Source organism: Paenibacillus sp. FSL R7-0026, assembly GCF_038004485.1.
In the GTDB taxonomy this organism is placed as follows: domain Bacteria; phylum Bacillota; class Bacilli; order Paenibacillales; family Paenibacillaceae; genus Paenibacillus; species Paenibacillus xylanexedens_A.
On sequence record NZ_JBBORG010000001.1, the window covers coordinates 5,256,291 to 5,270,914 of the forward strand.

The 14,624-nt window shown below is 50.6% G+C and carries 11 protein-coding genes; 1 reads left to right on the plus strand and 10 read right to left on the minus strand.

Annotated features, from left to right (window positions below):
- Positions 1–29: 29 nt before the first annotated feature.
- The 10 genes from MKY44_RS23035 to MKY44_RS23080 all read right to left on the minus strand — a co-directional run bounded on the left by MKY44_RS23035 (position 30) and on the right by MKY44_RS23080 (position 12,158).
- Positions 30–962, minus strand: coding sequence for an ABC transporter permease (locus MKY44_RS23035; protein WP_036605816.1), 933 nt, complete (start codon positions 960–962; stop codon positions 30–32).
- Positions 963–1,099: 137 nt separating this feature from the next.
- Positions 1,100–2,743, minus strand: coding sequence for an ABC transporter substrate-binding protein (locus MKY44_RS23040; RefSeq protein WP_341008765.1), 1,644 nt, complete (start codon positions 2,741–2,743; stop codon positions 1,100–1,102).
- A 169-nt stretch (positions 2,744–2,912) separates the two neighbouring features.
- A complete protein-coding gene (locus MKY44_RS23045) occupies positions 2,913–4,256 on the minus strand; it encodes an LLM class flavin-dependent oxidoreductase (protein WP_249912865.1) in 1,344 nt (447 codons plus the stop codon).
- A 322-nt stretch (positions 4,257–4,578) separates the two neighbouring features.
- Positions 4,579–4,857 carry a glutaredoxin family protein gene (locus MKY44_RS23050; protein ID WP_339789189.1) on the minus strand — a complete coding sequence of 93 codons (279 nt, stop codon included), beginning with the start codon at positions 4,855–4,857 and terminating at the stop codon, positions 4,579–4,581.
- 348 nt (positions 4,858–5,205) lie between these two features.
- The gene (locus tag MKY44_RS23055; protein WP_341008766.1) at positions 5,206–6,933 is read right to left on the minus strand and encodes a glycosyltransferase family 2 protein; all 1,728 of its coding nucleotides are present in this window, start codon (positions 6,931–6,933) and stop codon (positions 5,206–5,208) included.
- 66 nt (positions 6,934–6,999) lie between these two features.
- Positions 7,000–8,541, minus strand: coding sequence for a GT-D fold domain-containing protein (locus MKY44_RS23060; RefSeq protein ID WP_341008767.1), 1,542 nt, complete (start codon positions 8,539–8,541; stop codon positions 7,000–7,002).
- A gap of 5 nt (positions 8,542–8,546) precedes the next feature.
- Positions 8,547–9,278 (minus strand): sugar phosphate nucleotidyltransferase, encoded by a 732-nt coding sequence (locus MKY44_RS23065; protein WP_036605812.1) that lies wholly within the window; start codon positions 9,276–9,278, stop codon positions 8,547–8,549.
- Positions 9,275–10,048: a glycosyltransferase family 2 protein gene (locus MKY44_RS23070; RefSeq protein WP_127547059.1), complete on the minus strand. Its 774-nt coding sequence runs from the start codon at positions 10,046–10,048 to the stop codon at positions 9,275–9,277. The genes MKY44_RS23065 and MKY44_RS23070 overlap by 4 nt, the downstream gene beginning before the upstream one ends.
- Positions 10,048–11,160, minus strand: a complete 1,113-nt coding sequence (locus tag MKY44_RS23075) for a glycosyltransferase family A protein (protein ID WP_341008769.1) — start codon at positions 11,158–11,160, stop codon at positions 10,048–10,050. The genes MKY44_RS23070 and MKY44_RS23075 overlap by 1 nt, the downstream gene beginning before the upstream one ends.
- A 41-nt stretch (positions 11,161–11,201) precedes the next feature.
- Entirely contained in the window at positions 11,202–12,158 is a 957-nt protein-coding gene (locus MKY44_RS23080; RefSeq protein ID WP_341008770.1) for a glycosyltransferase family 2 protein, read from the minus strand.
- 768 nt (positions 12,159–12,926) lie between these two features.
- Here MKY44_RS23080 and MKY44_RS23085 point away from each other — a divergent pair.
- The gene (locus MKY44_RS23085) at positions 12,927–14,492 is read left to right on the plus strand and encodes a M4 family metallopeptidase (protein ID WP_341008771.1); all 1,566 of its coding nucleotides are present in this window, start codon (positions 12,927–12,929) and stop codon (positions 14,490–14,492) included.
- Positions 14,493–14,624: the final 132 nt, after the last annotated feature.

Here is a 14,624-nt window from a genome sequence, read left to right on the forward strand (position 1 = left end):
CAGGACACTTCTGACTGTTCCGGCTGTCATCATGTTCGGACTGCACGCCGAACCCGGGGATCAATGTACGAATACGAGATGTCCACCAGCAAATTCAAGACCACATAGATAATGGATGTAAAGAAAACAACCCCTTGCACCACTGGCAGATCCTTGGCCATTAGCGCATCTGCAATAATTCGGCCGATCCCCTGTCTGGAGAAGACAGTCTCCACCACAACCGTTCCCGCAAGCAGATCACCGATCAGCATGCCGATTACCGTTACAGCAGGAATAAGCGCATTACGCAGTGCATGGCCATACATGATGGCACGCTCCGAAAGTCCTTTGGCCCGTAATGCCACGATAAACGGTTCATTGATGACTTCCAGCATGCTGTTCCTCACCATCCGTACGATAAACCCTGCACCCACGAGACCCAGCGTAGCTGCCGGAAGAACCAGTGAGCTGAACCCATCCGATCCCATCGCCGGGAACCAACCAAGCTGTACCGAGAATAACAGGATGAGCAGTATACCCGTCCAGAAGGTCGGCATGGAGATGCCAAACAGTCCAACGAGCCGGGCGACGAAATCAATCACGCCATTGCGATGAATCGCAGACAATACACCAAGTGTAATTCCGATCGTGATGGCAATGATTGAACTGAGTGCGGTCAAAGCCAGTGTCGCTGGAAAATGTTCCAGTATTTTTGGCAAAACCGGATCGGAATTGATCATTGATTTACCAAAATCCCCACGCAGCATATCACCGAAATAGTTCGCAAACTGGATATAAAACGGCTGATCCAGTCCAAGCTGGACCCGCAGATTCTCGATCATCTCCGGGGTAGCCGAGGACGGGTCCAGCATGAGTAGAACCGGATCACCCGGCAGAAGATACATGATGCAGTACACCAGCACCGAAGCTCCGAAAATAACCAGAAGCGATGTTGCGAGTCGTGACAGTATCGTTTGAACCATACCGGGATATCTCCTTCCTGAATCTGGATTGGTCGTTCCTATAGTGCGTGTTCAAAAAGATCAGTTTTCATATTCGATGCTGATCATGCCATTAGGCATGACTCGTAATCAAAAGTGGACTTTTTGAACAACCTCTGTTAGGGCTGAATGCGAACGTCGTTAAAGAGTGGATAACCCAATGAATCAAACTTGATGCCTTCGACCTTTTTGGATGCAGCGACGGTATACGGGAATACATAGATCGGCAGAATTACCGCTTGCTCAATCAGGTATTGCTGGATTTGATTGTAGATCTGAACACGTTTATCAGGATCCGTCTCGACCGCTCCCCGCTCCAGCAATTCATCGATCTTTGGATCAGACAAACCGGACAATGTGGGACGCTCGCCCTCTGCACTCGTATGATAGAAAGCGTACAAGGCATTCGGATCAGAATTGACCTGACTGTTGCCATAGAGATCATAATCCCAGTTCTGATAGATGACTGTAGCGATATCTTTTGTAATCTCGACTTCAACGGCAATGCCAACCTGTTTCAACTGTTGCTGAATAATGGCGGCAATGTCATTGCGTTTCTCCCGATTGGGCGAACCATCGACATAACGCAGGGTCAGTTTCTGGCCGTCTTTGGCACGAATACCGTCAGCGCCTTTCACCCAGCCTTGTTCATCGAGCAGCTGATTGGCTTTGTTGATGTCCGGGTTAATGCTACCTTCCAGCGATGCATCATAACCCAGGATTCCAGGAGACAGTGCGGACCATGCACGTTCGTAGTTGCCCAGATACAATGTTTTGACAATCGATTCCACATCTACAGCGGATTGTACCGCCTGCCTTACTTTCACATCATCCCAAGGCGCTTTGCGCAGATTGAAAAAGAGTGTATATGGCAGCCCAACCGTATTGGCCTGCAACAATTGCTGGTTCGGATCGCTTTTCAATGCAGCGATATTCTGCGGTGGAACCGTCTCGGCAGCGAGTACCTGACTACTCTGTACACTTCCGATGCGCGTCGCTTCTTCCGGTACAATCTTGAATGTGATCGTATCCACATGGGGCGCGGCTTTATTCTCAACCGTCTCAGGTCCCCAATTGTAATCGTTGTTTTTGGCAACGACGATATCCGCATTTTCATCCCATTTCACAAAGGTATAAGGACCTGTGCCCACCGGATTTTTACCCAGCTGGTCACCATATTTTTGGGCAGCCGTAGGGGATACGATCCCCAGCAGCGCCTGGCTCAAGTTGCCGAGAAAGGCTTGCGATGGTGATTCCAGATTTACCTTGATGGTATATTCATCAATGACTTCAGAGGAGCTATACGGTCTAATCAGGGCCAGAGAATTGGCAGCTTTGGTGGCCGGATCGATCACTCGGTCCAAATTGTACTTCACGGCTTCCGCATTAAAAGGTGTACCATCATGGAACTTCACTCCTTCACGCAGCTTGAACGTATAACTCTTGCCATCCTCGGATACGCTCCATTCCGTAGCGAGCCAAGGTCTGATAGAACCATCAGGCAGCTGCACGACCAGATTGTCGTAGATCGTTCGGATGGCGCGTACCGTTACGGCAAGCCCACTACGATGAGGGTCAAGCGTATCCGGGGAAGTCGCGAGTGCAAAAGTCAGGTTGCCGCCTTCCGCTTGCCCGGCCTGATCCCCGCCCCAAGCCTGTGCCGAACCGTTCGTGCCCCCTCCCGCTGCTCCGCAACCGGATAATACCATCACCAATACTGCTGCCAATGCCATATATTTCATCCATGAGATAGACCTGTTCATATCGCTTCCCCCTCTGTGTATACAGGTGTCATTAAATTGATGTTTATACCAATACTCTATATATCCTATGAGTTAAGTAGGTTTTAAGATAGTACGAAACGTAGTAATTACTTTTTTACCGTTTGGAGAACATAACAGACAAAATCAAATGCTCGTACGCTCCTATCCGTTATGCCAAATCAGATACAACTTGCTTCTTCGCAGCCGTATAACGGTTAACCGGAATCTGTACCCCAAGGTTACCTCGCAATGTATCGTGTTCATAGTCCGTACGATACAGACCGCGTTCTTGCAGAATCGGAACAACCAGTTCCACAAAATCAGACAATCCACTCGGCAGTTCCGAAGCAATAATGAAACCATCCGCTGCTTCCGTCTCAAACCATTCCTGAATCTTGTCAGCGACCTGCTCTGGTGTGCCCAGGAATTTGCTGCGTGGTGTTGCTGCCCGCAGAGCCACTTCACGCAAGGTCAATCCTTGCTCTTTGGCATCCTTCTTGATCTTGTCAGTTCCACTGCGGAAGCTGTTGCTTCCAATGCCATTCAGCTCCGGGAACGGTTCATCCAGCGGATATTGGGAGAAATCATGGTGTTCGAAGAAACGACCCAGATAATCCAGCGCTTTATCAATGGTAACCAGGCTCGCGATCTCCTGATATTTCTGTTCAGCTTCCTCTTCGGTCTGTCCAACAATAGGATTGATGCCTGGCAGAATAACTATATCCTGTGCAGAACGTCCATAGGAAGCCGCCCGTGTTTTCACATCCTTATAAAATGCCTGTGCATCTTCAATCGTATCGTGTCCGGTAAAGACAGCATCCGCTTCTTGCGCCGCCAGCGTTTTGCCATCTTCCGATGAACCTGCCTGGAAAATCACCGGCTGTCCTTGCCGTGAACGGGCAATGTTGAGCGGACCTTGTACGGAGAAAAACTCTCCTTCATGATTAAGCGTGTGCAGCTTGGATGGATCGAAGAATACACCGCTCTCTTTGTCTCTTACAAAGGCATCATCTTCCCAAGAGTCCCACAACCCTTTGGTTACCTGTAAATATTCCGCGGCAATGCGATAACGTTCCGGATGCGAAGGGTGACTGCTCTTACTATAGTTCTTCGCTGTACCTTCCAGCGGAGAAGTCACGACGTTCCAGCCTGCACGGCCATCACTGATCTGATCGAGGGAACCGAACTGTCTGGCTACGGTGAACGGATCACTATAGGATGTCGAGAGGGTACCCACCAATCCAATGCGTGAAGTAACGGCAGCCAAAGCGGAGAGGATACTGATTGGTTCGAAGCGATTGAGGAAATGCGGAATGGATTTCTCGGTAATATACAGACCGTCTGCGATAAAGACCAGATCGAACTTGCCTTCCTCCGCTTTCAGTGCCTGACGTTTGTAGAATCCAAAGTTAACGCTGGCATCCGACAGAACCTCCGGGTGTCTCCATGTGGTGTTGCTTCCTCCAACCCCATGAATAATGGCTCCAAATTTCAAACTGCGTTTCGCTGTCATATGCACTCCGCCTTCCTTGGATTAGAATCTTCAAAAGAATGATCAAGGGCCAACTGAACTGATTACGTATGCAAAATAACTTAAAAGTTAACTATTCCTATGAGTTTGGTTTGTTTTAATTTCACAAATCTTATCACTGCCCCGTAAAAGGGTCAACAGCGTGACTAATAGATTTTTTCTATATGAACATTGAAGATGTAAATAAGACCATTTACATCCCAAGTGAGCCATAACTTATGAACGTTCCAGCTGCTGTACAAATGCGATCTTGCATCATGCAACAGCCGGAACGGCTTGCTTCAAAGTTATATATTAACTCCCGTTAGACTGCTGCCGCTTCGTCCGTTCGTGCCAGAAGTTCCGCCAGCTTCTCCAGATCAGGTTCCAGCAAGGCTTCAAACTTGCCGTCCCCTCCCACTTCAATGACAGGTACATGCCGAATGCCATATTTTGCTTCAAGCACATCACGCAGCACGTCATTACCCTGCACTTCAATGTTCTCAAAAGGCTGGTTTCGCTCTGTCAGAAATGCTTTCACTTCCCCGCAGAAATGACAGCCTGTTTTGCTCCACAGCACGACTTTTTTGGTTGATGATGACATCGACATACCTCCTGATTAGTTTTAAGATCAAGATCTGGGCGATTGAATATGAACACCCTAGACCTTCAATTCCCATCTGTTAAATAAGAATTATGGCTCTAAATGTACTCCTGTGCCCTTCCTGCGTCAATGGATCTGCTAATAGAATAAACCTATAACCAAATAGAAAGATTAAATTATAAATTTGAAAGATGAAGCATTTTAGAGAAATGAATCGCTTTCACTAGTCTAGCTACCAACTCATATGTAATATTCGGATGCGGAATGAATCAGAGCGATTACACAGGGTACCGCTACATTTTCCATTCCGCATCATGCTGCTGATTCGCATAAACAGATCGCCTAACATTACAGATCTGGGTTCAAGAGCTGAGGTGGGGCGATAATGGGCCAGCCTTCTTCCATCGAATTCAGTTGGTCCGCAGACACGCTGATTATATGCCCAGAATGTACACCCCAACGTTCTGCCGCATAGACCGATACAAATCGTCTCCGCTTGTCTCCGCTGATCTGATATCGAATCTCGGGTGCGTCCACTGCGGCAACAATACTTCCTTCTGCCCAGCCATGGTGAGAACCATGAACCGCTGTCGTATGCACCTGTTGTGATTCCCTCGGCCATCCTTGCACGTCCCCCGCTGATATCAGTGCTTCTCCGGCAGGAATGGCGAGCAGGTCCGGTTTCGCAACCTGAACAGGAGATATTCCACGTGGTACAGGGATGTTCAATTTACGCCGCCGACCGCCAGTTAAAGTATAGACATCTCCTTTGGCATCGGACAGGAACGAGCCTTCCGGGTAGAAGTCATAACTGTGTCTGAACTGTAATGCTGGATCTTGGCTGCCCTGCGTTGAGACTCGCTGACGCGGGTCGATTTCGTTCGTATCTCTGTCCTCTTGTTGCCCGGATGGGGGACCAGAGGTTTGTTGTCTAGCCAAGCGGGAGGTTTCGGCAACCAGCGCATGGGGATCTCCCCACTTTTGGCTATAAAATTGCTCGTTATCCTTATTCACTACAGCAAAGTCTTGCTCACCCAAGGCTTTCATACTGACACTTCCGAAGTGGTGGATAAAGGCATCCCCGGCTACCGCAAGCTGGTATCCTGCCAGCTTCACCCGAATGATCCAGTCATCATCTTCGAAATTACCCACCGCGTACCCTTCGTCCAGATAACCTACCCGTTCCAGCAGCTCCCGTGAGAACAGCCAGCAGAACCCGACCAGGCGATCGGTTATTCGATGTTTGTCTGCATCCGGACGATTATGTGTGGCGGCAAAAGACCACATCTCTTCTACCTCACGGTACGGAACCTGAATCTGCTGATCCCCGCCAATATAGTTGGTCACTGGGCCCACCACACCAATCTTCGGATCACTGGCAAGACAAGTCATCATGTTATCCAGCCAGCCTGGAGTAACGAGCGTATCGTTGTTCAGCACGATGATATGTCGTCCTCTCGCCATCATCAGCCCATGATTGACACCTCCGGCAAACCCCCGGTTCTGATCCAGGGCAGCAACTCTCACCATGCCGCCTTTGCGGCGCATGGCCTCGGCAGTTCCATCCTTGGAGGCGTTATCCACGACAATGATTTCGTAGGGAGCAGGCGTATGCTTTTCGATACTGGACACACATTGCAGCACATACTCCCGCTGATTGTACGTGGGGATAATGATGCTAACTCCTTCAAAAACAAGACCAAACGAGCTCTGTCCCTGGCGGACACCTTCGTTGTATCCTCTGGTATACCCCTGTTTGTAGAGCCTTGCGCCTTTGGCTGTGCGCCTGCTTTTGCCTTTACGTCTGGATTTCCGAATTGAGCGACGACCTGCTGCATGCAAGACTGCAATATCAGATCGCGAGACATCTTGCTGTGTGGCACGGCGGGCCGCGTTTTTTTCGCTGCTTATGCTACCATTCCTGTTGTTTTCACTGCGGTTGTTGTCACTGTGAGTGCTGATATTTGGAATGATATTCAGATGACTGTGACCCTTTCGACGGACGACGTTTCGAGCCTTAACCTTGTTGCTGCGGCTATGACGTTCTTCCCCGCGCTGTTGATCGGGTGTGCTCATGTTGCTCCCTCCATTTCCACTTGTCCGTGAGACCAACACGCACATGACCAGCCCCCGGACGGTCCACTAGAGTTGAAGCTCTCCTGTTACCAGTTTGTCAGCCAAATGTCCAAAATCCAGAGCGACCTTGCCGAGTTCACCTGCAATTCGCCGACACAGAATAACCGCCGGAATTCCCGCCGCCACCAACGCGATATCAAAAGCATGTTCTGCGGTTTGCTGCATCACCCTCGGAATATCCATGACTCCCGCCACAGAATCAATAATGCCTGTGACATGAATCCCCCGGTTATGCAGCAGTGCCGCAAGCTCTGGTGCCTGGCTGCCTATGAGCAGAACCCGCCGTCCTTGCAGCAAGGGCAACACCAGGCCGGACTGATGCAGACTGTAATTGATCGTGGAACTGGTCAATTTCAGCCGGGACCAGTCGATCCCGAAGTGACGCAATACCGGGAATAACAGCCCCTGGAATGTCGGCGCCCGCGAGATCGGCACGCCAACCCAGTCGGCGGCCTGTATGGCTTCCGCAAGCATCGCGCGGATGTCTGGCGTTGAGCATGGCACCCCTGCATAGGGCAGAAACGGTGCCAGCTCCTGCACTTCCTGGCCTGGCAGCACCGTATCGGCTGCCAGCGTGAGCAGTTCGCCATCTCCGAGGCGAACGACAGACAAGGGGCGCTGCGCATCCAGCGCCGCCGTGATGTGTCCAGCCATCTCATGAGGGCTGGACAGCCGGGCCAGGCTGGGCGCATATTGGCGGAATCCCGCCGCGATCAGATCTGCCGCCGCCACGGCAGGCAGAATGTGATCCGGCGGGATGTGCTGCGCCACCAGCGCCTCCCCGCCGGCGAATACGCCGTCGCGGTAGCCCTCGGCGTAGCCGCCGGGCACGGCCTCCGCCTGCACTGCGTGCTCCGCGGGCGGAGGCGGCAAGCCCTTCGCGCTGCCCGCCTTCGCGCCGGCAGCGCCTCCCCGCCCTGCGGGGGCGACACCCTTCGGGTGTGTCGCCTGGCGCGGGGCGGGGCCAGCACCGCTGGCAGGCATCGCCTGTGGCGTGCTGGCTTGCGGTGCTGGCAAGGGCGCACGGCGCATCGCCGTGCGCTGCTTGGCGCGGGCAGCGGCACGCCGGCCCCGCGCGGATGCCGGCCTGCGCCCAGCAGTGGCCCGGCGCAGGCCGGCTTTGCCTTTGCCGGTGCGGCTGGCTCTTGCCGCTCTGCTCGCACTCGCAGAGCCAGCTTTGCCTGCTCTGCCAACAACACTGCCTGTGCTGCTCGCTTTCCTTGCAGCAGCCTTATGCGCTGCGCCTGCAGATGTACCCGCTTTGGTCAGGGTACTACGTTTCCCTGACTTCACACCTCTGACTCCAGCAGACCCTGTACCTGCTGCTGTCGGAGTGCCACTGCCCATAAATACGGCCGGGTGGATGCCCCGGGGCTTACCCGACACGGAGGCCCTAGCGGGCCCGGTGCGTGTCACTACTCTCACGCCATTCCCTCCTTTGGCATGCACGAGGATTGTCGCTGCGCAAAGCGCCGGAGCATCCTTCCAGCTCCGGCGCAGAGTGTTCTGCTCCCATGGGGCACCGCACAGCGGCAGCATCAGTCGCATATATTTTAGGGCAATTGTCCTTTCATACGGACAGCTGCTTCCTGGAGCGATTCAAATGTACCTGCATCACTCCAGTATTTCTGCAAAATGTCGTATTCCAGTCCGCCAGCAGACGCGTAGTGATTATTCACATCCGTAATTTCAAGTTCTCCGCGCGCAGACGGCGCAATGTTGCGAATCAGGTTAAATACATGATCGTCATACATGTATATGCCCGTCACACAATAAGAGGTTTTCGGCTGGCTTGGCTTCTCCTCAATGTACGAGATTCGCTCTGGATGCTTTGGATCAAAAACAGGCACCCCGTAACGTCGTGCATCATCCACCTCTTTGAGCAGAACTCGCGCTGTACCAGCAGGTTGCTGCATGTAACGGTCCACATAAGGCTTCAGATCATCGCTGAAGAGATTATCACCGAGAAGCACTACAAATTTTTCGCCAGGAAGAATAAAGGAAGTCGCCAGATCCAACGCTTCCGCAATCCCGCCTGCCTTTTCCTGAATGCGATAAGTCAACTTCACACCATGATCTGCTCCGCCACCAAGATACTCTGTATATAACCCGGCGGAATGTTTGTTGATCACAATCAATAGTTCATCAATGCCTGCCTGGCGGAGCCTGTCGATGCCATACATAATCATCGGATGTTTACCGACTGGAAGCAGATGTTTGTTAATGAGCCGGGTCAGCGGATACAGTCTAGTTCCTGTTCCGCCGGCAAGAATTACACCTTTCATTCCACGTTCCCTCCTTCATCGGATATGTCCATATATTCAAGCGGATCGACATGCCATTTGTTCATAAAAATCGAACGATTACGCTCAAGCAGCTGCTTCCACGCTACCGGATCTGTCTTCTGGAAGCTGGCACTTCCCTGATGATGCACGAGAACATCTCCACATACCAGCAGACGATATCCCTGCAATCTTGCTCTATAACAATAATCGTCATCCTCATAGTGTCCCGGAGAATATGCCTCGTCAAGCAGTCCAACCGATTCCACGACATCTCGTTTCATCAGCATGCACAGACCGACGATCCGGCGCACTTCTCTCCACCTTGAAGAATCTGCAATATTATTGGAATTGGCCAACTCCTGAAAATGTTCCATATCCCGAAACGCCAGTTCAATCTGCTGGATGCCGCTTGCATAATTCGTAACAGGACCCGTGATCCCAATACTTGCGTCACTGTACAGAGCTGTTCGCAGGTTCTCCAGCCAACGGGGCGTGACCGTAACATCATTGTTCAACAGCAACAGCTCATCCCCGCAAGCTGCACGAAGTCCAGCGTTACATGCTGCCGGAAACCCCCGATTGTCCGGGAACCTTACAAATCGAATTCGCTCCAGCGCACAATATTCAGCCGTTCCATCCGTCGAACCGTTATCTACCACGATAATTTCATATGACGCAGGATCGCCCGAGTATTGACGTATGGCATCGATGCAGGGCCTGATCAGATCCAGCCCATTGTAAGTTGGGATAATCATACTCGTCAGTGTCATTAGGCGTTCCTCCTGTAAGCCACTTCTACACGGGAGAGTGTATGTGCCTGGGCTGGATTCCAACCTGTACCCAGCAATGTAGCCAGTGCCTCCAGATGATCTCCGATGATCAATCTGGCGACATCATTCCCACTTCCCGTGTTACCAGGACGCAACCGATTGGAACGAATAACATCCACCTGACTTGGTGCCGAGACGTTCATTCCATGCTGAATAGCTAGACTTTGTGCCTTAGGTGGAACGGCCAGTGATGCTGGCTTCACCGTCTGAATCATACGACGAGATAATGCATGAGGCACGGCTGTCATGGAATTGGAACCAAGATCTGCCCTGCCTAATGTTCGGTTCAGATATGCTTTGATCCGGCTTACCTCATCCTGCCCTGCAAACGCAGGAAGCAAAGACGTCAGATTATTCAACGCCACATCCTGTCCCCGATCAACCGCGAACAGAAAGGGTGCAAGCTGTTCAGCCGAGACGACCATATCTCCATCCACAAAAAGTACCGTCTCCGCATCCGTCATCTTGGCTCCAAGTGCCCGGCCCACATCATGTCCTGCCCGATCCGGTTCATAGATTACTGTAAGTCCCGGCTGCCTTAGTACCTGTTTCAAACTGTCATCTGTCGTTCCATTCAGTACCACAATAATATCCGTCAGAGGCAACCGCTTTAGTTGCAATAACACCTGCCCCAGTGTGTGTTCTTCATTACAGGCACAGACAATAGCAGCAGCCGAATGACGAAGAGGTAGTGGCACGATCTGGAATGAATGTCCCGAGGCCTGAGCATAACCCTGCATAAATGTCTTACCTGCTCTCAGGGCTAGCTCGAAATTGCTTAGCTCCGCAACGTTCGCCGCGTGTGCATTCCATACGAGACGTGCATGTTCTTCTGATACTGTGTTGTTCGCCTTTGCCTCGCTTCCTGCAACTTGCCCCGCTTTCCACATCAAGTGCAGATCTACTTGGCCAGACTTTGCTCGGCTTTTTCTTTTTTTTTGAATATCTACATGTTTTTTGTTCCTATGACGCTTGTTCATTACTGTTCTTCCTGCTGTCGTTTGTCTACTTGTTGTCCGCCTGCGGCGGACAACCCCTGAACGTCCCTTCATTTCCTCACCTCCAGCATGCTGCATCATCCGATGCGACATGCTTACCTCGCCAGGTTGCGAACACGTTGCAGATCGGTATAACCTCCGCGGGGACCGAGCGTATCCGTAATCCACTTGATTGCTGCCATATGATCATTCAGTACCACTTGACTTAGCGGATCAGGTCCGCTTCGCTTCTTGATTCGTACTGCATTCATTCTACCCACAGGTACGTGATGAACAGCGCGTACCCGAAGTCCGCCGATCACTGCCTTGGCTTGTGCGAGTGGCGGAACTTCAAGTGAGGATATTCCCATGACCTCAAGTCCTTTTCGGCTTATTGCATGTGGAATAGCTGTCATGGATGCCCCCCGGAGATCGGATCTTGCGAGTATGCTGTTCAACATGTGTTTGGCCTCCACTACCGGATGAACGGGATGATGAGTGACCGGCCCATGGTAGTCGTTAAGCGCCACATCCGTTCCCTTCAGCACAGCCTTCACGTAAGGGGCAAGGTGCTCTGCGGGAATTGCGATATCTGCATCAGTAAATAGCAACACCTGACCGCGCGCCTCCGCTGCGCCTACTTTTCGTCCTCCATCATGCCCCAGCGCTTCGGCATACGTGAGCACTCGTGCTCCAGCCCGTTTGGCTGCGTTAGCCGTACCGTCTGTTGAACCATTCACAACGACAAGCACTTCAGCATCACGGCATATCCGCAGCGCTTCACGTACAACTGCACCAATCCTTTTCTCCTCATTCATAGCAGGGATAATGACCGAGAGCATCGGTCGCTGAGAAACATCCCTGTGTGAAGGAGCATCACTCATGCCATTTTCCGCTCCATTCTCTACTCCATCCTTAGCCTGTGACATCAGCTGTTTGGATGAAATAACGAACGTATAGGCCTTTGTACCCTTTTTGTGTCCAGACTTCCATCTTCGTTTCTTCAGCACTGTTTTTCTTCGTGTCACATTGGATCGGGTTGCATAACGTGCTGTGGTACGGGTTTTGCGCAACAGTTTCACCTCCCGCATTCGATCATCGGCATGCCAAGGGAGTACACGTTATTCTATGTATTCGTGGAGCAGTGGAAACGGCGTTTGTCCTTGCACGAAGCAGGTTCTCCCTGTGAACACGAGGGTACAGGCCTTGCTTTTAGACAAAATACGTCAAATTATGTGAAAAACGCTACCTCTCCCCTACTTCAGACACAATTTTAACAAAAATCTAAATTTGTATCTTTTCCAAAGTTTTACATTGTGATAATATACGTTCCAAGCAGTTTTATTTACAAAAATAACCTTGTGGTGAACATAGGTTCCCCTATATTTTTTTAATCAATTTATTGACCTTAGGTTGATTAGATTATGACCTCATTCACAGAACCTGTTAAGCAGATACATTTTACTCTTGAGAGGAGTGATGCCGTTCAGAACACACTGCTTTTGTCATTTACGCAAACCCGGATTGAACACCCCAGTTTTCCGTGAACGTATCTTCTACCTGCGCAATTGAACAACCCCCGGCTTTCTGAAAGAGGAACACAATAGACGATTAAACCTTCGGGTTGAACTGAATAAACGGTTATCCTTTTTGTTTGGTGTCGTGCTTAACACTTCCCGAGCTAAAGGCCAAGCCGATTTTGTTCCAATCGTTTCTTGTCTCATTCCACGCTTCAGGTTCAGCCCCACGCTCCGCGCTGCCCAAGTTGCAGACGGAATTCCAACCGAGATTGGCATGAAAATTTCCAACAAAAAAATAATTTAAGAATGGGAGAGTTTACTATGAAATTCGCCAAAGTTATGCCAACAATTCTTGGAGGAGCTCTTTTGCTCGCTTCCGTATCCTCTGCTACTGCAGCTCCAGTGTCTGATCAATCTATTCCACTTCAGGCCCCTTATGCCTCTGAGGAGGGTATTCCATTGAACAGTGGAACAGATGACACCATCTTTAATTATCTTGGACAGCAGGAACAATTCCTGAATTCCGATGTGAAATCCCAGCTCAAAATTGTTAAAAGAAACACAGATACATCTGGCGTAAGACACTTCCGCCTGAAACAGTATATTAAAGGTATTCCGGTTTATGGTGCAGAACAGACGGTCCACCTGGACAAAACCGGAGCCGTGAGCTCCGCACTTGGCGATCTTCCACCGATTGAAGAGCAGGCCATTCCGAATGATGGTGTAGCCGAGATCAGCGGAGAAGACGCGATCCAGATTGCAACCGAAGAAGCAACCTCCCGGATTGGAGAGCTTGGCGCCGCGGAAATCACACCTCAAGCTGAATTGAACATCTATCATCATGAAGAAGATGGTCAGACGTATCTGGTTTACATTACGGAAGTAAACGTACTGGAACCTGCCCCTCTACGGACCAAATATTTCATTAACGCAGTGGATGGCAGTATCGTATCCCAGTTTGACCTCATTAACTTTGCCACTGGAACAGGTACAGGTGTGCTTGGAGATACCAAAACCCTGACAACCACCCAATCCGGCAGCACCTTCCAACTGAAAGACACCACTCGCGGCAATGGCATCCAAACGTACACGGCGAACAATGGCTCATCACTGCCTGGTAGCTTGCTCACAGATTCGGATAATGTATGGACTGATCGTGCAGGTGTAGATGCTCACGCTCATGCGGCTGCTACGTATGATTTCTACAAAAACAAATTCAACCGTAACGGTATTAATGGTAACGGATTGTTGATCAGATCAACCGTGCACTACGGCTCCAATTACAATAACGCCTTCTGGAACGGGGCACAGATTGTCTTTGGTGACGGAGATGGAACGACGTTCCGATCCCTGTCTGGTGATCTGGATGTTGTGGGCCATGAATTGACGCATGGTGTTATTGAATATACAGCCAATCTGGAATATCGCAATGAACCAGGTGCACTCAATGAAGCCTTTGCCGATATTTTCGGTAATACGATCCAAAGCAAAAACTGGCTGCTTGGTGATGATATCTACACACCTAACGTTCCAGGAGATGCGCTGCGCTCCCTCTCCAACCCTACATTGTATGGTCAACCTGACAAATACAGCGATCGCTACACAGGCTCACAGGACAACGGCGGTGTCCATATCAACAGTGGTATCATCAATAAAGCCTATTTCCTTGCTGCTCAAGGCGGAACACATAATGGTGTGACTGTTACCGGAATCGGTCGGGATAAAGCGATCCAGATTTTCTACAGCACACTGGTGAACTACCTGACACCAACGTCCAAATTTGCCGCTGCCAAAACAGCTACCATTCAAGCAGCCAAAGATCTGTACGGAGCAACTTCCGCTGAAGCTACTGCTATTACCAAAGCGTATCAAGCTGTAGGCCTGTAAAATCTTACTTTATTGTAGTTGAACTTATAATGTACTTATCATAATGGTAACAAAACGTTCAGACACCCCTCACCGTCCGAACGGATCAAGCTGATATCAATCAAAAGCGGTGTCCCGGACAACTCTGGACAC

What these genes read in the sequence shown, in the direction of transcription:
- MKY44_RS23050 (WP_339789189.1), bottom strand. Translation starts at nt 4,857, where the DNA reads ATGTCATCATCAACCAAAAAAGTCGTGCTGTGGAGCAAAACAGGCTGT.
- MKY44_RS23055 (WP_341008766.1), bottom strand. Translation starts at nt 6,933, where the DNA reads ATGAGCACACCCGATCAACAGCGCGGGGAAGAACGTCATAGCCGCAGC.
- MKY44_RS23075 (WP_341008769.1), bottom strand. Translation starts at nt 11,160, where the DNA reads ATGAAGGGACGTTCAGGGGTTGTCCGCCGCAGGCGGACAACAAGTAGA.
- MKY44_RS23040 (WP_341008765.1), bottom strand. Translation starts at nt 2,743, where the DNA reads ATGAACAGGTCTATCTCATGGATGAAATATATGGCATTGGCAGCAGTA.
- MKY44_RS23060 (WP_341008767.1), bottom strand. Translation starts at nt 8,541, where the DNA reads ATGCGACTGATGCTGCCGCTGTGCGGTGCCCCATGGGAGCAGAACACT.
- MKY44_RS23035 (WP_036605816.1), bottom strand. Translation starts at nt 962, where the DNA reads ATGGTTCAAACGATACTGTCACGACTCGCAACATCGCTTCTGGTTATT.
- MKY44_RS23070 (WP_127547059.1), bottom strand. Translation starts at nt 10,048, where the DNA reads ATGACACTGACGAGTATGATTATCCCAACTTACAATGGGCTGGATCTG.
- MKY44_RS23045 (WP_249912865.1), bottom strand. Translation starts at nt 4,256, where the DNA reads ATGACAGCGAAACGCAGTTTGAAATTTGGAGCCATTATTCATGGGGTT.
- MKY44_RS23085 (WP_341008771.1), top strand. Translation starts at nt 12,927, where the DNA reads ATGAAATTCGCCAAAGTTATGCCAACAATTCTTGGAGGAGCTCTTTTG.
- MKY44_RS23065 (WP_036605812.1), bottom strand. Translation starts at nt 9,278, where the DNA reads ATGAAAGGTGTAATTCTTGCCGGCGGAACAGGAACTAGACTGTATCCG.